Source organism: Marivirga harenae (assembly GCF_030534335.1).
Taxonomy (GTDB): domain Bacteria; phylum Bacteroidota; class Bacteroidia; order Cytophagales; family Cyclobacteriaceae; genus Marivirga; species Marivirga harenae.
Window position 1 is genome coordinate 617463 of sequence record NZ_CP130565.1, and the last position, 22165, is coordinate 639627.

A 22165-nucleotide genomic window follows, 5' to 3' on the forward strand; every position below is an offset into this window, starting at 1 on the left:
TTCAGTCTGACTATCGTCTGACCGCATGAGAATAGCACCTTAATTCATTCGCTATCCGAATAATATCTCCAAAAATACCAGAAGCAGTTACAGCTGCACCCGCACCAGCCCCTTTAATTACCAAGGGTTGTTCAGGATATCGTTTCGTATGGAAGAGCACTATATTATCTTTCCCTTCCAGATTGAATAAAGGGCTATCAGAGGCCACCTTCTCCAAACCTGTATTAGCTTTTCCATTCTCAAAAGTGGCAACGTATTTCAGCTTCTTACCTTCTTCATTTGCTTCCTCTACCAATTTTTTGAAATGCGCTTCTTCCTGAGCGATAGCATCAAAGAAACTTTCAACATTTTCGGCTTGCATGCTCTTTTCAGGAATAAAAGGAATGGTATCAATATCTTCCAGTTCCATTTCAAAACCACTTTCTCTCAACAAGATTAAAATCTTTCGTTTTACATCAACTCCACTCAGATCTATCCTCGGATCAGGCTCTGTAAAACCCTGTTCTTGCGCTTCTTTTACTACATCAGCAAAGGAATCACCCTCCCCTGTATAATTATTAAAAATGAAGTTCAGACTTCCAGATAAAACAGCCTGAATCCCCAACACTTCATCCCCACTTTTCATCAAATCACTTAAAGTGTTGATCACTGGTAGCCCTGCCCCAACATTGGTTTCAAATCGAAAATGACTTCTAAATCTTAACGCTAAGTTTTTCAGATTTTTATACTCTTGATACTTCCCAGTACATGCAATTTTATTGGGAGTCACCACAGAAATGCTACTTTCCAAAATACCTCCATAGGTATTAGCCACTCCTTCATGTGCTGTATTATCAATGAAAATGCTATTCCTCAAGTTTAGCTCCTTCATCTCGTTTAGAAAATGATCCAAATTCATCTCCTTGCCCTTTTCCATTAGGGTATCCACTGCATTTTCAAAAGAGATCCCATTGAGGTCAAAAAGCATCTTACGAGAGTTTGCAATACCACTGATTCTTAAGTCGATTTGATTGTGCTCCTGCAAATATTCAGCCTGCTGATTTAATTGATCAATCAAGGTTTTACCAACATTTCCAGTCCCTACGATAAACAAATTAATTCTTTTGAGATCAGACAAAAAGAAACTTTCATGTAAAGTATTAAGGGCTTTTTTGATCTGCTTCTTTTCTATAACAGCAGAAATATTCTTCTCTGAAGACCCTTGTGCTATGGCTTTTATATTAATTCCATTTTGCCCTAGTACACTAAACATTTTGCCGCTCAGCCCTATGTGATTTTTCATTTGCGAGCTTACTAAAGCCACTATAGCCAAATCAGTTTCAACGTGAAGCGGATTCAGCATTTCCTGTTTAAATTCTAAAGAAAAAGCTTTTTCTATAGCAGTTTTCGTTTTCTCTACGTCTTCCAAATCTATAGCCACACAAATACTATGCTCTGACGAAGCCTGAGTGATAAGGATCACACTGACTCTAGCTTGAGCCAAAGCTTCAAACAAGCGGTGTGAAAAATACGGGATTCCAACCATACTGCTTCCAGACAAATTGAAGAGCGCAATATTTTCAATACAGGAAATCCCTTTAATTGACTGAGCATCTGGTTCAGGGAAATAATGAATTTTAGTACCTTCTGCATTTGGATCAAATGTATTTTTTATGAAAATCGGAATCCCTTTTTTATAGACTGGATGAACAGAAGGCGGATAAAGCACTTTGGCACCGAAATGAGTCAATTCCATTGCCTCCTCATAATCTATCTGAGGAATCGCAAAGGCCTGCTTTACATATTTTGGATTGGCCGTCATCATCCCGCTTACATCTGTCCAGATTTCTAACTCAGGTGCATCCATAGCTGCCGCTATTAAAGCTGCAGTATAATCTGAGCCACCTCTCCCTAAAGTGGTGCTATTGCCATATAAGTCTTTACTTACAAAACCGGGACAAACCAAAACATTAGCTTTTTGATCTGTTAAATAAGTTTTTACCTTCTCTTCTGTAACGGACATATCAACATTTGCCTTGCCAAATTCACTATCGGTCACAATAAATTCTTGTGGATTGATCAAGTTGCTTTTCATTCCTTCCTGAAAGAAAAATTCATTGAGTATCAGTGCAGACAAAACCTCTCCGGAGCCGAGCACTCTATCTAAAGTTTTGCTGGACAACTCTTGAATTAAGAAAACGCCTTTGAGAATATCTTCTATTTCATTAAGGACCAACCTCACTTTAGCCATAATTCCGCTTTGCGCTTTAGCGCCTAATAAATCTTGAACTGCTTCGAGGTGGCGATTAATTAATGCATCGAGTTGAGCTTTATAGCTTTCGTCTCCTTTTTCGGCCATTTGGCTGCATTCATGTAGCTGATTAGTGACCCCACTAAAAGCAGAGAGGACTATGATCAATTGGTCATTTTGAGATTTACTAGCCACTATGGCTTTTACTTTCTTTATTTTTTCAGGGCTTCCCAGGGAAGTACCTCCGAATTTTAATATTTTCATTTTTATTAGTTTTGATTAATGATTTGGTAGAATCAATTGTCCCAAATTGCTCTGCGGTTTGACGGTTAAAACCATCTAAACGCTATTCTCCGATAATGCCAGTCCATTATCGGTCTGACTTTCGTCTGACCTACTGCATCAATTGATTGGAAATTACGGCAAAACATGCCTTATGGCGATATGATATTCTTAACCCCGCAATGGGGTTGTAATTGTAGTGGTAGTAAAAATAAATGAAGTCATAATCATTCCATTATACAATTGGGCAATTGCATCTTCTTGGAACTGATATGTTTGATTTATCGACTTCATTTTGACTTTGATAAAACAAGCATATTGATTTAAAATGAAGAATCAAAATTTGTTAGTCAAAATTCATAAAAAAACCCTGACAAGCAATGCCTGTCAGGGTTTGAAATAAAAATACTATGTTTATCAATTTCCAGATCCAGAGTAATCTCCTTCACCTTCATTATCCAAAAGATATCTGATCTCAACATCTCCCAAAATAGGGCTGCTTAAATTCTGGACAAAGTGGCCCTTTGAATAAGTAAGTGTTACAATATTTAAAACTATTGCTTCACCCTCTGCAGGAGTTAAAGTCAAAGCCGAATTGTCAGCTGACCAGGTTCCTACTGTTAAAACCCCATTTCCATCTTCTAGGATGAATTTACCATCGCGCTCGATAATCAAATGTTCGATTAGGTCACCTTCATTAAAATCTTGGCCTTGAACGTAGTATTCCACTACCGACCAGTTTCCAATTACTTTCTGACCAGCAGATGGCTCTTCCGGTTCAGCACAGGAGATAGCCAAACTGGCTATCCCTATGAACATCATATAATTTAATAATCTTTTCATGATTCTTATTTTTTAATGATTCTTACATTTTGAGTTAAACCGTCATGACGGATCTGAACATTGTAAATTCCTTCTTCAAGGTTCGCAACATCCATAGCGTGTTCAGCCTCAAAGCTTGATTTCTCAAAGCTAGACTGCATCATTACCTGACCTGTCATTGAAGTGATGATTACTTCATGTCTACCCATATACTGGCTATTTACATTTAAAGTAACATCTGCTTGTGCAGGGTTAGGATAAGATACCACTTTCATGGCCATCGCATCATTATTGCCCAATACTTTACCAGCAATATCTGCAGAGCTGGCAGAGATAATACATCCGTCATTATACTCCACTTCTACTACATATTCTGCTGCATCAGAAATAGTTATTTCTGAATCATCTGCATTGGTTAACAATACACCGTCTCTCAACCATCTAATATCACTAACTCCTCCAGTAGGATATTCCGCAGAAAGCAACGCTCCTTGAACTTCCAAGGTAATTGTTCTGACAGTAGCATCTGTAGTGATTGCTGGATCAACAAACGAACATCCAGTTCCATCTGCATACATTACTTCAACATAGAATGGAATACCATCTTCTGTTAACACATCCGTAAAGATTGACCCTGATTGACCAGACTGAACTGTAACAGGATTACCTGAAGCCTCTCCAGTTTCACCATTATACAATTGATAGATCATTGCCGAACCACCATTATTATTGTTAGTGATATTAAATTCGGCAGCGCCTTCTCCACAAGTAGTGTTTACTTGGAAAAATCCATTAGGAAGATTCGGCTCAGCAATCACATTAACTGCAATCGCATTTGACTCTGGTGACCAACAACCAGCTGCATTTCCTACTTCAACTGTATAAGTACCTCCAGTAGAAACTTCTAACGCATTAGAATTTGTTTGACCTTGGTTTGAATTAGTGATTGTACCACCGTTTCTTCTCCATCTGTAGTATTCAAAGCCTTCAGCAGCAGTTAAAACTACTGTTCCTTGACCTTCACAGAAAGTCAAATCTCCAGTCGCTGTCAGTGCTGGTGAAGCAGTTGGAGCTTCAACGATTGTTACCACAAATTCATTCGAAGTTGCAGAACATTCTGTAACATTGATAGCATCAAAATTCCAAACCAAAGAGTAAGTACCTGACTCATCAATAGTGAATTCAGAAGTTCCTGCTTCTACTACAGCATAATCTGCACCATCCCTCAGGATCTGTACCACACCAGAATTACTTTGATTTCCATCTTCTAATAATTCTATATCAAAATCTTCACAAACCAAAATCTCCTCTCCAGCACCAATTATTTCATTAGTATCTTCATTTCTTACTGAGAATTCTGGAACCTCGTAACGATCAACATCTACTGCTGATGAAGAAGGACTTGTACATCCTATTCCAAACGGCAAGTTAGAAACTTGTACAGAGTAAGAACCTTGATCCTCAACTGAAATTGATCTAGACGTTTTACCGTTACTCCATAGGTAGTATTCAAATCCTTCAGGCGCTTCTAATACTACAGGATCTGCAGATGTACAAGCAGCTAAATCACCACTTACAACCGTCACTGTTGGTTGATCAGGAGTTGGCTCTAAATTAATTTGGATTCTCTCCGTTGTATAAACACAAGTTCCTGTTGTTACTCTGGCGAAATACTCACCTGACATTTCCATGTCTGAGTCATCAATTGAACCGTTGGTAGAAACCAAGTTATTCAAGTTATCTCTGAACCATTCAACTAATGTAGTACCGCCAGCAGTTGTGCTTCCATTTTCTAATAATCTTCTTACACTTAACTGAATTTCACCAGCTGCATTACAAGAATTTAAACTAGCACCAGTTTCTACTAATTTCCAGTTCTGGTCTGGATTTGCGTAAGAATACAATTCGAAATTCTGTAAGACCTCAACTGTTTCTTCATCAGTAATCAATGTATTACAAACCGTTCCAGCTGAAGACATAGCAGTCACTCGTAGCTCCAAGTCAGTTGTTGCAGTGATTTGACCAATATTGATCATGTTCTCCGGCATTTCAGGATCTCTTGTCAAGCTACCCAAAACAGTACCATCAGCTGCATCAAGAATCTCGTACATGAAATAATCCTGTAAATCAGCATTATCCAATTCTACCATCGTATCCTCAGTTTCACATGCCAATGGATCATTGACTGTAAATGATGCTTCCGTATTTAGAGGAGCGACAATTTCTGTAGATTCCTCAGTTTCCGTACCATTTATTTGAATGAATGATCCAGCATTCTGAGTTTCTACATTCCCTTCAAGTTCAAACTTAAGCATTTGATTGTTTACACCAGCATTCACAGCATCTGAAGGAAGTTCAAATACAAAATCGCCTGTTGTTCCATCAGCCATAAATTCAGGTGAAAGTTCATTAGATGAACCGAATGCATCTGAATATGAAATTTTGATGAAATCATTCTCACCTAATCTACCTCTGATCTCATACGAAACTGTAATCTCATCAGAGATACATGCTTCAGATGGGATAGAAGTTATTAAGAAAGCTTGCTGATTGATAAACTCGCTAGCGTTGATATAATCAAATGGAATTGTTTCACCAAACAAGAATGATAAGTTGTCTAAAGTGACATTTCCTTTATTTTCTTCTTGTCTCCATCTGAATTTAACACCGTTCTCTTTCATATCAGTTGAAACTGCATATAAGAAACGTTCACCTACTAGCGTCATGTCAGCATCCATTTCAGGATATTGCTGCATTTCAGTATAGGTAGCACCGCCATCAGTAGAATACTCAAAGATCACATATTGATCAGCTGTCAAATCTCCAGGCAATTGATCAAAACTTAAATCAAAACCGAATGAAGTCGTATTCTCCAATTCTTCCACTGTAAAAGTTCTAGTGGTCACTAGTCTTCTCCCAGAAGTGTTATCAAAATCAATATCTGATTTTGTAGCGTTTCCAATAGTGAAATTAGCTGGATATACCTCTAGATTAGTATCATCAAAAGACTGACCAGAAAAGTTAATATCAAGATCATCCACATTAAACTCTCCTTCTGGAGATTCCTGAATCCATCTTAAAATGAAACCATTCTGTTCCATTACATTTTGAACGCCTACGGACAATAATCCACCGTAAACCTCATTATAAAAACCATCACTATAGTTATTGTTTTCTAAGGTACTCCAGCTTTCTCCATCGTCAATAGAGTACTGAAATTTCACATTGGTAGTTCCAGTTATATTAGAAAAATTGTAATCCCATTCAATATCCCATATGTCGCTGAACTCTTCCTTACTGAACTTACGAGTTTGCACCATTTGGGCATTTCCATTCATCTCTGCTTCTACATAATCAGAAAACAATTCTGAAGTGAAGTTATTAACATTAGCCTCTAAATTCTCTAATTCAGAATCGTTAATGATCGTACCCACATCACCCACTGCTTCGTTTTCTGTTAGCTGAAGCTTAAAGTTTGCATTACCATTAAACCAAGTAGGTAAAGTTGCCATAATGTTGCCTAAACCTTGCTGAGCTGCTAGTAAGTAATCTCCTTCATTAGTTTCTAACAATAAATTAGCGAATAGATCAGCAGTTGGTGCATTATTTGTTTCATCGTTCTCAAGTTGAATAGCAAATTCTACATCTTGTCCAGCATAGATATTTGCATTTTCATCTCCTTGATAAACCAATTTAGCTGCTCTCAAGAACACATCTAAATCTCCAACATCAGTACCTGTCTCTTCATCTCCATAGAAATAATAATCTTCAGGACCATTTTCGCCTTCGATTTCAATTGATGCAGCCAATCTTACGTTATAGTTTCCATTCACTACAAAGAATGGTACTTCAGCTTCGAATGTTCCTAAAGAAGTTGTGCTACCTAAAACATAAGGCATTCCAGTATCTGGATTTATTACGTAATCGCCACTTTCCTCTAAGTAGAAGGTGAAACTAGTTCCAGCAGGGAATGCATCTACATCAGAAGCATTAAATCCTTCTGCTAAATCCCATGAATAATCAAATGTTTCACCGTTGAAAACAGCATCATCCAAATCAGCTTGCATCCAATCATAATTATTTAAGCTTGGATCAGTGATTGTAATTGGATTTAAAGGATTATTCCCGTTGATATTATCATCAAATTGATAATCAGGCAATCTGTTATCGTCATTTAAGGTCAATGAAATATTTGCAACGCTCCAACGATTAGCATTTTCACCTAAATTTAAAGGTTGAGAAAATCTAAAATGCGTAGCCTCTGTAAAAGCTGCTGCAGGCAAATCCACGCTGTAGCCTTGTTGTAGATACAATAAACCATCATCATAAATTTGCTCTTCACCTTCTTCCAATTCGTAAACAGGTATTAGCTGAAAAGTAGCTCCACCATCAGTAGATATCTCCAATCGCGGCACCGTATTTTTATTTGCATTAACATCAATAGTACCATATCCGAAGGTATTATTGAAATTAAAATTTAAGGTTGCCGAAGAAGTACCAGACAAATCATACGCTTTAGTTAGCAATTCTCTATCTCCTATTTGATCAAAATCAAAAATAGAATAACTACTAGCCCAACCTGGATCTTGTCCACTAATGACTAAAAAGTCTTCTTCATTGTCAATTTGTACAGTCTCCCCTTGTTTGTAATCTCCTCCTGCTGTAGCGGGTTCGAAAGGCACAACGGTTAACAAATAATTATTCCCTGAATTTTGGAAAGCTATTGGCATTATGGCAGTAATGCTGCTAGCATCTTCAGCTGGAGAAGTTCCTGCTACATAAAACTCACCAGCTTGTTCGATCACTGCCGCATATTCAGTACTTGCAGGGAATCCAACTGCATTATAGTTAATGCTAACTTCCTCACCCATTACAAAGGCAGTTTTGTCATAATCACTAACTGCTAGTGATGGACGGATCAAGCTAAATGGCGCATCATCCTGTACTACTTCCAAGAAAGTTGGTCTATTAATACTAGCATTGTAAAATTTCACTACATTTTCACCTGCTGCGAATGCTTCATCTTCATTATAAATAATCCTAAATTGGAAAGTTTCTGACCATAATTCATTAGGAATATTCAAATTAAACGTTCGAGTTTGAAATATACTAGTAAAAGTAACTTCATCTAAATCCTCCCAAGTACTTCCATCAATAGAACCTTGAATCTTCACATCAAAATTACCAGTGAAATTCGCTGAAGTATACAAATCAAAATTATTTAGCGAACCACCATAGGTGAAATCAAAAGGCACCGATGTTGCTGATCTTACACTAGAACTTGCAAATTCATCAGGTCTAACATCATCACTAGTTCCTTGAGTAGACTCAATTAGTTCAGTAGAGAATGGGGCATTATAGAAGTACTCATTAAATATGTTTTCAGAAAAATCCTCTGTATAAACCCCTCCGCTACCTAAACTTACTCTGACATTAGGACTCACATTGTAATTAATACCCAATGGTAAAGTAGCCGTGATAGCACCATCTAAAGTGGTAGTTGATCCAATCATCACCCAATCATTAACATCGGGATTATTGTCGAAAACACTCATCATCAATTCTGCACCTGCACCTGGTGTACCTTGGATTGTATAATTGGCAGTAATTGCTGAACCTGCATAAGTGAATTCATCTCCAGCCACTAAAACAGGATCGCTATAAGTAACCTCGCTTATTTCTAAACCAATATCATACACCGCTAGATTTGGAGTTCCATACTGTTGCTCATTAAGTGTCCGGAAATAGATGTTGTAATCACCCGCTTCAATAGGTGGAACGGTAAAATCAATTGATTCACCATTTACATTAGTAGTTTCACCTATAATGATATCCGGTTGCCCTGTTCGTTGTAAATAAGCAGTAGCGGGAGTATTATTCGGGAAAGTTCCATTATCAATGGAATACGTAATTTCATAGTCTTCCATAGGGAAAGCCTGTCCGTCTCCACCAACATTGATATTGTCAACAGAAATAAAAGGAGAAAATACACTTACTGCTTCTGTAGCGGAGGCTCTACCGATTAAACTTTCACTTACCAAATTCGAATTACTCTGAATTTCTAAATCTTCGATTTTATATACATCTAGCTCTTCTCCATTATTGCCTTCCTGTCTGAATCTAAATTGAGTAGAACTTGAAACTACACCCGCTGGCCACGCATCCAAAGTATCTTTAGTACCTGAAGTAGAAAGTGAATTTAGTGCTATACTCGTAAGTTCTGTATAGTTTTCTCCATCAGTTGAATACTCAACAATGATGTCTGTTCCTACTGGACTTAATACATTATCTACTCTTGCGATAGTAAAGATTAAAAGACCATCCGTATTGGTAATAGCATAAGGTGTTGTAGTAAGACTTCGTTCTCCTGCATCTTCAAAAGTCAACCCATCACCATCTTGAAAACCACCTATTTGCTCAAAATCAACTGGCAATCCGGCAGTAAAATCATAAAACTCAGAAACACCGAAAAGAATTTCTGATCCTTCGTAAGCATAAATATCAAGGTCCCAAGTATTGAAATTATCGTAAATAATATCAGTTGGAACATCACCCACGATTTCAATTTCTTTGGTACCATTATCCACTGTTACATTTTGATTCTCTAACAAGTAAACTTGTCCATCATTATTAGTTATGGTAGCAGCAAATTCTAATCCAGTTAAATCAGCATTTTGTAATTGCGCTTCAATGGTTACATCTTCTCCAGGATAAATATTACCAAAACTTACATTATCGGTATTGAAAATATCAGTGATATCCAATTGAGGAGTTAGAATAGTTGTAAACTGATTTACACCCACTCCAGGAGGATTTTCCAAAGTATAGGTTTCTCCAATTTCGATATTAGCAAAATTTACTTCCCAAGCTTTTCCTTGACCATAATCAACAGTTCCTTTTTGTTGTATTCTGAAACTTGTGTTGGGACTTTTCGCACCACTTGGTAGTGTAAAAGTATAGGTCCCTCCAAAATCAAATTCTTCAACTCCCGAACCGTCCTCAGTTAGAGCTGTTCCTGCTGTGGCAAATCCATCAGTAGAAAATAAAACTTCCAAAGGATTATCTACATCTAATCCGAAGTCATCTACATCAATAGTCAAAACCACTGGATCTGAACTATCTACATCATAAGCAGTGGTAGTTAATGATCTGGCACTAGCTCTATCAAAGTCAAAAGGGAAAAAATTATCATTTGTACCCACAAATGTCACATCTCCATTGTCGATAGGAATAATTTCTCCTTGCACAGCATCTCCACTAAATCCACCTAATTTTAGCCTTACAGCATTGTCAGGCCAAACAAAGTCAATATCAGTTGCTGCCCCTTGAGCAGTTGCAGTTCCAAATATTGTCTCATCTGGATCAATAATATCATTATTGATAGCATCGTCCCATAAAATAAAGGTAGTCCCTGCCGGAAAGGTAGAGGCTTCATAAGTTACAGTTGCCTCTTGATTGGCGTACTGTGGTGATGGGGGTACGGTTGTAGCATCCCATGTTTGCGCACTAGCCCCAAACGCAAAAAAGCCTACGAGCATCGTAAGCATCAGTGCTTTGAGGTAGCGTGTTTTTTGTAGTATTATATTTTCCATTGTATTTATCTATTTTAGTTTTAAAATGTTAAAAATCTAAATCCAATTTTAAGCACATTCGTAGTGTTTAAATAGCCAAAGCTAGTAGAGGTTGGTGCTTGAAAGCTTTCTCCATCCACTAATACCTCTTTATTATTTCTGCGAACATATTGAAAGCCTATTTCGCCTCCAACATAAAAGCGCTCACCAAAGAAATATTCTGCTCCTATTGAGACTCTAGCACCAAATTGGGTGTAGCCTCGACCTCCTACAAATGAAGCCGGATTATTGGGTAATGATGTAGCGCCCAGTACCGTTGGCCCAGTACTTGATTTTCGACTTGCAATTCGCTGACCAATCATTAAATCACCAGCCGCATATGAGCGAAATGAGCCTTCATTTATAAAATGATATTCAAAACCTGGCATTAGGTTCCACTCGCTATCATTGATCACTACATCAGGTGTTTGCTGATTATTGTTCAAATCCATATCCATTCCTAAGCGAACCGCCATTTCTTCTGTAATAAAATAGCGTGCCCTAAACTCAGAAAAGTTCAATAAGCTACTCCCGTCAAAGGGAGTTCCGGTCACCTCAAAGAGGAGATCTCCTGCCCCAGCCATTCCTCCCGAACTACCTTCTTCCTCAGAACTTTCATCCTGAGCGAAAATAGGACATGAAAGCAATAGCAATGCAGATAAAAGCATCAATTGTTTTCTCATAGTCATTGTTTTAATTTAATTAAACATTTATTTTTATTATTATTTTTGAATGATTTTGCACTAAATTAATAAATATTTCAACTAACACAATTTTTTTTGTCGAAAATAGTTGCAAATACCTATATATAGGTACATCAATATTACATTTCCTTATCCTATACTTTTGTATATCAGCAAATTACAATGTTTACCACCCTTATTGTTAATAAATTATTACCTAGAACTGAGCTGATATTGGAATTATACTATTTTATATAGGAAGATAGTACCAAATAAATCCAATGTTTAATGATTTTCAAATTAAACTTGAGTAAATGACCTTAAACACCCCCCCACTTTGATTTCCAAAATTCTATCTCAATTTTCCCAATGTCACTTTCACTCAAAAAAAAAGGGACTGGCAATATTATTAAGGTCGAAAACAAACCTAATGAGACCTAAAGAATTATGCTTTTAAGTATTTCCGAATACCGAAAAAACACATCTAATAAGGAATAGGGAAGCCTGATACTTTTAATGTTTAAAAAGCATAGAGCCTGGAAATTCCACAAACTTTTAGCGGGAGAAAAGAAGAAAAAAAATTGAGGGCGAACACCACACCCTCGATTGCACCTGCCTTCGAAGAGAGACTCAAAGGCAGGGCAGAAGGGCAGCTATTTGTGGAGACATGTTTGAACAGAGAAGGAAAAAAACGAGCAGAAGGGGGCTGTTTTGTAGGAACCTGCCCGCTCAGACAGATACTATTGCTAGCAACTAGTCTGCCCACGATTGTGTCTCCACAATCGTTACCCAAAACAGCATGTTGCATAACTGGATAGAACAAATGATATTATCGGCTTAACTGTAATGGATTCTCTGCAATGCATTTGTGGAGACACAAATGCGAGCAGAAGAGGGCTGTTTTGTTGAGCCCTGCCTGCGCAGGCAGGCACAAATGTGGGCAGAGTGGTACTGTTTTTTTAAATAAAAGCATTTTTATTAGTTTTATTTACAGTTTAAAAGTAAAGCCCTCATGAAACTCAACAACCTATATTTCTTCACAGCAACAATAAAAAATTGGCTTCCCATTTTACAAAATGACCAGCTAAAGGATGTCATTATTAATAGTCTTAGGTATTTGAAAAATAATGATAAAATTAAAATTTATGGCTTTGTAATTATGCCAAATCACATTCATTTAATATGGGAATTAATCGATATGAATGGTAATGAAATGCCGCATAGTAGTTTTATGAAGTTTACTGGACATAAAATTATAAGATATCTACAAATTGATAAGTCCGACTATTTAGATAAAATCAAAGTTAATTTTAATGACAGGAATTACAATTTATGGAAAGAAAAACCAATGGCAATAGAACTTTATAGTCCAAATGTAATATACCAGAAACTTGACTATATTCATAATAACCCTGTAAAAGGCAAATGGATGTTAGCAGAAAGTCCTTTAGAATACAAATATACATCAGCTAGATTTTATGAGAATGGTATAGATGAATTTAATGTTTTGAACCATATTGGTGACGTCATTTAACTAATGAAATCAATTCAGTACCTTTATTATACATTATAAATTATAATTAACTTTTGTTTGCAATGCATTTGTGAGTACACAAATGCAGGGGGAGAGACTATAAAAGCCCACGATTGTGTCTCCACAATCGTTACTGAGGGTGGCTCAATAAAGAAATAATTTGCATAGGTACCAATGCCAGCTTTCCTACGACTTAGTTTATGCCTATTTAAGCAAGTAGGAATTTCCCTGCGTGATAAAATAAAAAATATCAACTTGATTTTTAATTCCTTATTATGCATTTGTGGAGACACAAATGGAGGGCAGAAGGGCAGCTATTTGTGGAGACATGTTTGAACAGAGAAGGAAAAAAACGAGCAGACGAGGACAGTTTTGTAGAGATCTGTCTGCTCAGACAAATACAAACGCAAGCACCCAGTGTGCCCACGATCGTGTCTCCACCATTGTTACCGAAGATAGAAGGATATAACTGAATAGTATTGAAAGCATCCTCAGCTTTACTGCTACGAATTCTCTGTATTTCATTTGTGTGGACTTGCCTGAGCAAGCCGGTACAAATGCGGGCGGAAGGATCTATTATGAAGATTCATCTAATTAGTTAAGGACAATTCAAGAACATAGAAACTTGACAAAGCAAGGAGAATTTGAAATTTTAATAAATTCCACCTATCGCTACCATTCATAAAAATATTTTCGGATTTAGATTAAAGCATTGGTATATTCCAACATAAAATCAAAATACTATGAAAAGACTATATTATCTTATCTTAGCTATTTTCTTGACGCTTCCATATGGCATGGAAGCTCAAAAAAGAAAAGCTCAGGACACAAAATCTTATGACGAAAAGCTTTATGACGCTTTAGAATGGCGAGGTATCGGCCCATTTAGAGGGGGTAGGTCTGCCGCTGTAACTGGTGTAGCAGATCAGCCTAATTTATTCTATATGGGTGCAACTGGTGGCGGGGTTTGGCGCACTAAAGATGGTGGAAGTACTTGGGAAAGTATATCTGACGGTCATTTTGGAGGATCAATTGGAGCTGTTGCAGTAGCAGAAAGTGATCCAAATGTGATTTATGTTGGCGGTGGTGAAAAAACTCTACGTGGAAATATGTCTTATGGCTACGGAATGTATAAATCAGTTGATGCTGGTAAAAACTGGGAGCATATTGGCCTTGATAACAGTCGTCACATAAGCAGAATTAGAATTCACCCTCAAAATCCTGATATATTATATGTGGCCGTAATGGGTGATATTTTTAAGGATTCAGAAGAAAGAGGGGTTTATAAGTCAACCGATGGGGGCAAAACCTGGCAAAGAAAATTATTCGCCAATAAAAGAGCCGGAGCAGTCGATCTTATTCTAGACCCTAACAATCCTAGAATTATGTACGCCTCCACTTGGAATGTTCGTAGAAGCCCATCTAATTTCTCCAGTGGCGGACCTGGATCAGATATATGGAAATCTACTGATAGTGGGGAAAATTGGGTAAAATTATCAGTGAATAAGGGATTACCAAAAGGTGTTTGGGGAATTTCAGGCATTACAGTTTCTCCCAAAAACTCTAATCGATTATGGGCAATAATTGAAAATGAAAACGGTGGGGTGTTCCGATCCGATGATGCAGGTGAAACTTGGCAAAAAACTAATGATGACAGATCACTAAGGCAAAGGGCTTGGTATTACACTAGAATTTATGCTGATAGTCAAGATGAAGACATGGTATATGTAGTTAATGTAAGTTATCATCAATCAAAAGATGGAGGGAAAACTTTTACTTCACATCGCGCCCCACATGGAGATCATCATGATTTATGGATAGATCCAAATGACAATCAAAGGATGATCATGGCGGATGATGGGGGTGCTCAAGTGAGTTTTGACGGTGGAGAAAACTGGAGCACCTATATGAACCAAAACACAGCCCAATTTTACCGAGTAACTACTGATAATCATTTCCCTTTCAGAATATATGGAGCTCAGCAAGATAATTCTACGGTAAGAATAGCGCATAGAACTACGGGCTCTGTAATTGGGGAGCAAGATTGGGAATCGACAGCTGGTGGTGAAAGTGCCCATTTGGCGATTGATGAAAAAAATAATGATATTGTTTATGGCGGGAGCTATGATGGTTTTTTAACTCGATACAATCATAACTCAGAGGAAATCAGAGCCATTAACGTTTGGCCTGATAATCCGATGGGGCATGGTGCAGAAGAAATGAAATATCGTTTTCAATGGAATTTCCCGATTTTTACTTCTCCCCATGATCCCAATAAATTATATACTGCTTCCAACCATTTGCATGTTACCACCAATGAAGGTCATCAGTGGGAAACCATCAGTCCGGATTTAACAAGAAATGACCCAAGCAAATTAGGTCCCTCTGGTGGACCTATCACAAAAGATAATACCAGTGTTGAATATTACTGCACTATATTCGCAGCCATTGAATCTCCTTATGAGGAAGGTCTTTTATGGACAGGATCTGATGATGGCTTAGTTCATGTCAGCAAAGATGGGGGTGAGAATTGGGAAAATGTTACACCTAAAAATATGCCTGAGTGGATTATGATCAATAGCATTGAAGCAGATCCATTCACCAATGGTGGGGCCTATATTGCCGCAACTTCCTACAAAAACGGAGATTACCAACCTTATTTGTATAAAACCAAAGATTATGGGAAAAGCTGGACAAAAATTGTAAACGGGATCCAAAATGACCATTTCACAAGGGTGGTTCGTGCAGATCCTGAGAAAAAAGGCTTGCTTTACGCGGGAACAGAAACCAAAATGTATATTTCATTTGATGATGGGGCTAGTTGGAAAGATTTCCAATTAAACTTACCAATTGTACCAATCACTGATTTAACTATTAAAGACAATCATTTAATTGCCGCCACTCAAGGTAGGGGGTTTTGGTTAATTGATGACTTGACAGTCATGCATCAATTAAGTGATGAGGTAAAACAAAATGATTTTTACTTATTCCAACCCAAGAAAACATACCGGATTGGAGGAAGAAGTTATGAATCTAAAACTGCAGGTAAAAATATGCCTTCAGGAGTGATTACCTATTTCCATTTAAACGACACGAGTGCAGCAGACACTGTGAAAATTCATTTCAAAGAGAAATCAGGAAAAGTGATTTCCACCTTTAGTACTCATCCTGATAAGAAAGCCAAAGAAGAAAAACTAACAGTTGAACCAGGTAGCAATCAATTGATCTGGAACATGCGATATCCTGATGCCGAAGATTTCGATGGGATGATCTTGTGGTGGTCATCAACTAGCGGACCAACAGCCTTGCCAGGGAAATACGATGTAGAACTTTCTTTGAATGGAGAAATACAGACCCAAGAATTTGAAATCGTGAAAGACCCTAGATCAAGTGCTACTCTAGATGATCTAAAAGCCCAGTTTGATTTCCAAACTGAAGTGATCACAAAACTTTCAGAAACGAACTTAGCCATAAAAGATATCCGAAAAGCAAGAACTCAAATTGAGGATGTGATTAAGAAAGCCGAAGCCGATACCATTAAAAATATGGGGAAAAGCATTTTGGACGAAATGAAGGAAATAGAAGAGTCTTTGTATCAAACTAAAAACAGAAGCGGGCAGGATCCATTAAATTACCCAATCAGACTAAATAACAAATTGGGACACTTAAATAGTTTAATGGGAATGGGCGATAATAGACCAACAGAATCAGCTATCGAATTTAGTAAAGAGGTCACAGCCAGAATTGACAAGCACTTGGAGGCCTTAAAGGTAATATTAGATAAAGACGTCTCAGCATTTAATGATTTGGTGCAAGCCAATCAAGTTAAAGCTGTGAAGTTAGATTGACAAAAAAGATATTTACAATTTAAAAATGCCAGTTGAAATGCTGGCATTTTTTTTATGCTTTAAATTCAGATGAATAATAAGAATATAACTTTCCAGAAATTTGCCGTTTATTTCTGATATGAAATTTCAACTCATTCTTATTTCATTGATTTTTGGATGGTATTATTCATTTTCTCAAATCCAAAACCAATCACATGCTGAGGAATTATATTCCAAAAGCCTTTTGCATATCAATAAAGGGCTTGCATATTTGAAAGCCGCGCAACAAAAAGAAAATGACTCTATTTTTAAATTTAAAGGAGAATGGGAAAGCCAGATGAGCATGAATTTTTGGTTTCCATTACTAGGAGGAGAAAATAGTTATTATGACTCTAATTGCTTTTCGGTTTCCACCATTCATAATATTCTGGCTAACATTTATTTAGAATATCCTGAGTACAGCGAAATGCTGCCGATGCTTGATTTGGCCTTCGATAGGATTATGGAGTACCAATCAGACGGAACTTTTAATTTCTGGAACTTATTACCTCCAACCAAGCCCCATCGATGGTTTGAAAAAGATACAGATCAACTGGTAAGAAGACCTAACAACTTTCCCCTTAAGACTAAATTTATGCTCAAAGCTGCCAATGTAACCAATGATGCGGACGACACGGCTGCTGGTTTAATGGCCATTAATTTAAGGAACAAAATAAAAAACAATCAAATCCCAGATAGCTTAAATAACATCCATAAAATATTTGATGGCTACACTGATTCCGACCGGAGGAACAGATTATGGTATAATTTCTGGCAAGGTCAAGGCCCTGAAAGCGGTGCTTATCTTACTTGGTTTGGAGACGAATTTGAATCTGCAAACAGATGGAATCTCGTTCAGGAATTCTTTCATCTTTCGACATTCTTCCTTCCATTTAGTAAAATGTTTCCACACGCCTATCAAGCTTACATACCTTACGGAAGCAATGACTTAGACCCAGTGGTAAATGCTAATGTGCTAAGTGTTTTTAGTGTTTATAATAATCAAAAAAGTAAAGCGCAAGAAGAAGCTATTGATTTTATTGAAGGGGATATTAAAGATAGAAATTATAATTATGCCGCTACCTATTATCCTAATCGATACCACATTCCATATTATGTGTCTAAAGCTTATAAAAATGGGGTTGGTGAATTACATAAGAGCTGTGAATTAATTGAGTCTTTTGTTCTAAATAAATACTTTGAAGAAAATAAATGGGTGTCACGAGATATCATTAATAAAGAAGATCAACTACACTCCACTATTTTAGCCGTAAATAGCCTTTTGAATATTTCTGGTATCGAATCTGAAAAATCAGAAGAAGCTATTATTTCTGGTATTGAATATATTTTCTCAAATGCCATAGAAAATGAAAATGAAGTGTTTTGGGAAGGAGGAGTGTTCTTCTCAGGTGGAACTTTAGTCAGGCATGTACTGCACTGGAAGTCGGATGCTGTCACCACTTCTTTAGTTCTGGAAGCTTTAGTCAATTTCAGGAGTCAGCTAGAATCTAAATATCCAGAACTTAATAGCTTCAAATCAGCAGATATTCAAAAATAAAAATGCAACACAGATCCCTACCATGTTGCACTTTCATTTAATTTTAATTTCCTGATCTTGAATTAGAAGAATTTCTGCTGCTCGAATTTCTGCTTGAACTATTCTCTCTGTTAGAATTACTCCTAACTGAACTGCTTGGTTTTCTGGTATTATTATCAACTCGCGAATTAGAGTTTCCTCTGCTTGATCTCTCAATCACGCTGGCATTGGAATTTTCTCTCTTCCAACCATTATTTATTCTTGGACTAGAACTCCTGTTTACAGTATTTCTATTAGCAGAATTTCTAGAATTAGAACTTCTAATCACTTCTTTCCTGGAATTATTATAAGCATAATTAGCTCTTACATTTCTATTGCCTGCACTATTTTTAGCCGCATATGTATTATAATTTCTTCCACTTCTATAGGCAATATGGTTATGCCCATTATGCCGTGCATGGCCGTGGCTTCTATGATTACAAACTACCTGATGAGTTCTGTAAAAGTTTCCATGATATCCACAATGCGCACTACAAATATGCTGAGCAAGTGGGTAATTATGATAATAATTGATATCCAAGATCATGGCATATCTGCCAAAATACAATTCTACGAACTGACCTCTCCTTTCCAATAATACATTGTAGAAAAGGTTTCTTCCTCTTCTCTCCCGATTGATGTGTACAATCTGATGAAAAGGATAGTAATAATCAATTTCATAAAGTACTGCATTTGGAACTGCCCAATTGTGTGCTGTACCAAAAGAAGCCACTATTTGAAAATTTTGAGATTTTGCTGAATTAGCGAAAAATAAGAATCCCAATACTAAAACAAACGGAAGTAAAATGTGCTTCTTCATAACATTAATTGTTTGGTGTTATGATCATATTACCAAGTATTATGCCAGAACCGACAAAATATTATTAAGTAACTGATTATCTGATAGATGACAGAAAAGAATTTACCAGTCTTAGTTTCTTAAAATAGAGGCTATTTACTTTTTTGTTCGTTAAGTGCTAAGGAATGACTGCTATTCATAAGCAGTCCTGCTTACAATACTTCTGCCCAAAGTAATTTCATCGGCATATTCTAATTCACCACCAATAGGAATTCCCCTGGCGATTGTACTAGTTTTAATCCCGAAGGGCTTTACTTTTTTACTAATGTAAAAAGCAGTGGTATCTCCTTCCATCGTGGGTGAAAGTCCGAAAATTATTTCTTTTACCTCTGAATTCGAGGCTGAAACCCTTTCCATCAAACTGTCGATGGTCAAATCCTCGGGTCCAATCCCCTCGATTGGAGAGATAATACCTCCCAAAACATGATAGAGCCCGTTATATTGAGATGTATTTTCGATAGCCAGCACATCACGAGTATCTTCTACCAGGCAAATGATTGAAGCATCTCGCTTGTGACTTTTACAAATATTGCAAAGCTCTTCATCTGAAATATTATGGCATTTTTTACAATATTTGATGTTTTGACGCATCTCTACAAGGGATTGCGCAATATCTGTTGTGAAGTCTTTTTCTTGCTTTAGTAAATGAAGGACTAATCTTAGTGCAGTTTTCTTTCCAATACCAGGAAGTTTGGAAAATTCATTAACCGCTGACTCAATTAATTTTGAGGAAAACTCCATATTATTCTATCTCCGCATTAATGCCTGCATCGACAATACCTTGCCTGTAGGGTATTAAGTCGACAAATGAACCTTTTTTCACCGCACATTTCCCTTTGTAATGCACTAATAATGTACATTGTTCGGCTTGCTCAGGAGAGTGCTTACAAACTTTTATCAAGGTGTTAATTACATGGTCAAAGGTATTGATATCGTCATTATAAACAATCAAATCATTGACCTCCTCATCAGAGACAGATTCTAGGATCTCCTCTCTAGTATCTTCTTGATATTGATAAAAAATATTAAAGTTGTTCATTACAGTCTCAATAACTTTTAAGATAGCCTAATGTTACAAATAAGCAATTTTCTCATGCAAATTTACGAAAAAATCAGCAACTTGGAATTTCTTGTAAAAAGCAATTGCGGAAAAAGCATAATAGCTCATTTAACTTTAATAAATTTACTCATTGAAGTAGTTCTTCTTCCTAATCAGATCATAAAATCAATATATGAGTCCAATACTTGTTATTAGTGTCATATCCATCTATTTTATCGTTTTAATGGGTATTTCCTATTTTACATCTCGGGAAAATGACAATCTAACTTTCTTTACGGCCAACAGGCAGTCACCATGGTATTTGGTGGCTTTTGGAATGATAGGTGCCTCGCTTTCCGGAGTTACTTTTATTAGTGTTCCTGGTGAAGTTGGAAATACGGCTTTCGCATATTTTCAAGTTGTCTTAGGTTATTTAGTGGGCTATTTGGTGATTGCTACAGTGTTGCTTCCCCTCTATTATCGCTTAAATCTTATTAGCATTTATACTTATTTAGAACAGCGATTCGGTACGTATTCCTATAAAAGTGGTGCATTTTTCTTTTTACTTTCACGAATTGTAGGCTCCTCCTTTAGACTCTTTCTCGTGGCGGGTGTTTTACAAATAGCTATTTTCGATGCATATGGATGGCCTTTTTCAGTCACAGTAGCTATTACCATTGCTTTAATTTGGTTATATACTTTCCGAGGGGGCATAAAAACAATTGTTTGGACAGATACTTTACAGACTCTTTTTATGATTTCTGCAGTAGCAATCAGCATATATTTAATGAAAGATGCATTGGATATGACCTGGCTGCAGCTAACTGAAAAAGTTTCATCATCAGGCTATTCCGAAATATTTGTTTGGGACTGGCAAAGTGGTCAGAACTTCTTTAAGCAATTTATCAGTGGGGCTTTTATCGCGATTGTAATGACCGGTTTAGATCAGGATATGATGCAAAAAAACTTGACCTGTCGTTCTTTAAAAGATGCTCAAAAGAATATGTTTTGGTTTTGCATAGTGCTCGTCATCGTTAATTTCATGTTTTTAAGCATGGGTGCTCTGCTTTACATTTATGCCGGAGAAATGAATATTGCCATTCCTGCAAGAACTGATGATTTATATCCGATGCTTGCTTTGGAACATTTTCCATTAATAGCAGGGGTAGTTTTTCTACTGGGAATAATTGCTGCTGCCTATTCGAGTGCCGATTCAGCACTAACTGCTTTAACCACCTCCTTCTGTGTTGATTTTCTTGGTCTAGGCCAAGAGGACAAGCCTATTTCCAAGAAAATCAGAATAAGAGTGCACTTAGTTTTCTCAGCGATTCTGTTTCTGGTTATCATAGCATTCAAAGCTATCAACGACCAAAGTGTGATAACAGCTGTTTTCAAAGCAGCAGGTTATACCTACGGCCCGATTCTAGGCTTATTCACCTTCGGGCTGATCACCAAATATCAGTTAAAGGACAAATGGGTTCCCATTGTAGCAATCCTTTCCCCCTTGGTATCATATATCATCAATGACAATTCTGAAGCATGGTTCTTTGGCTACCGATTTGGATTTGAGATATTGGTAGTCAATGGATTACTGACTTTTCTAGGCTTGTTTTTAATCAAAAAAGAGTAAGAATTTTTTGAAAATTCGACATCATGGTATTACA

Annotated in this window: 11 protein-coding genes; 4 read left to right on the top strand and 7 right to left on the bottom strand. The window is 37.0% G+C overall.

What is annotated here, in order from left to right; all coding sequences use genetic code 11:
• Positions 1-10 precede the first annotated feature (10 nt).
• The 4 genes from thrA to Q3Y49_RS02710 all read right to left on the bottom strand — a co-directional run bounded on the left by thrA (position 11) and on the right by Q3Y49_RS02710 (position 11627).
• Entirely contained in the window at positions 11-2494 is a 2484-nt protein-coding gene (gene thrA, locus Q3Y49_RS02695) for a bifunctional aspartate kinase/homoserine dehydrogenase I (RefSeq protein WP_303270695.1), read from the bottom strand.
• Between the two features lie 435 nt (positions 2495-2929).
• Positions 2930-3355: a lipocalin-like domain-containing protein gene (locus Q3Y49_RS02700; protein WP_303270696.1), complete on the bottom strand. Its 426-nt coding sequence runs from the start codon at positions 3353-3355 to the stop codon at positions 2930-2932.
• Between the two features lie 5 nt (positions 3356-3360).
• On the bottom strand, positions 3361-10926 hold the full coding sequence (locus Q3Y49_RS02705) for a T9SS type A sorting domain-containing protein (protein WP_303270697.1): 7566 nt from the start codon (positions 10924-10926) through the stop codon (positions 3361-3363).
• 20 nt (positions 10927-10946) lie between these two features.
• On the bottom strand, positions 10947-11627 hold the full coding sequence (locus Q3Y49_RS02710) for an outer membrane beta-barrel protein (protein ID WP_303270698.1): 681 nt from the start codon (positions 11625-11627) through the stop codon (positions 10947-10949).
• Positions 11628-12639: 1012 nt separating this feature from the next.
• On the opposite strand from Q3Y49_RS02710, the gene Q3Y49_RS02715 reads away from it, so the two are divergent.
• The 3 genes from Q3Y49_RS02715 to Q3Y49_RS02725 all read left to right on the top strand — a co-directional run bounded on the left by Q3Y49_RS02715 (position 12640) and on the right by Q3Y49_RS02725 (position 18585).
• Complete coding sequence (locus Q3Y49_RS02715; protein ID WP_303270699.1) at positions 12640-13161, top strand: transposase; 522 nt, start codon at positions 12640-12642, stop codon at positions 13159-13161.
• Positions 13162-13904: 743 nt separating this feature from the next.
• On the top strand, positions 13905-17009 hold the full coding sequence (locus tag Q3Y49_RS02720) for a WD40/YVTN/BNR-like repeat-containing protein (RefSeq protein WP_303270700.1): 3105 nt from the start codon (positions 13905-13907) through the stop codon (positions 17007-17009).
• 118 nt (positions 17010-17127) lie between these two features.
• Entirely contained in the window at positions 17128-18585 is a 1458-nt protein-coding gene (locus Q3Y49_RS02725) for a hypothetical protein (RefSeq protein WP_303270701.1), read from the top strand.
• 43 nt (positions 18586-18628) lie between these two features.
• Here Q3Y49_RS02725 and Q3Y49_RS02730 read toward each other — a convergent pair whose 3' ends face one another.
• The 3 genes from Q3Y49_RS02730 to Q3Y49_RS02740 form a co-directional block, all read right to left on the bottom strand.
• Complete coding sequence (locus tag Q3Y49_RS02730; RefSeq protein WP_303270702.1) at positions 18629-19423, bottom strand: hypothetical protein; 795 nt, start codon at positions 19421-19423, stop codon at positions 18629-18631.
• A gap of 171 nt (positions 19424-19594) precedes the next feature.
• Entirely contained in the window at positions 19595-20203 is a 609-nt protein-coding gene (gene recR, locus Q3Y49_RS02735; RefSeq protein ID WP_303270703.1) for a recombination mediator RecR, read from the bottom strand.
• Position 20204: 1 nt separating this feature from the next.
• Positions 20205-20501 (bottom strand): ATP-dependent Clp protease adaptor ClpS, encoded by a 297-nt coding sequence (locus tag Q3Y49_RS02740; protein WP_303270704.1) that lies wholly within the window; start codon positions 20499-20501, stop codon positions 20205-20207.
• 193 nt (positions 20502-20694) lie between these two features.
• Here Q3Y49_RS02740 and Q3Y49_RS02745 point away from each other — a divergent pair, with 193 nt between their 5' ends.
• The gene (locus Q3Y49_RS02745; protein WP_303270705.1) at positions 20695-22131 is read left to right on the top strand and encodes a sodium:solute symporter; all 1437 of its coding nucleotides are present in this window, start codon (positions 20695-20697) and stop codon (positions 22129-22131) included.
• Positions 22132-22165: the final 34 nt, after the last annotated feature.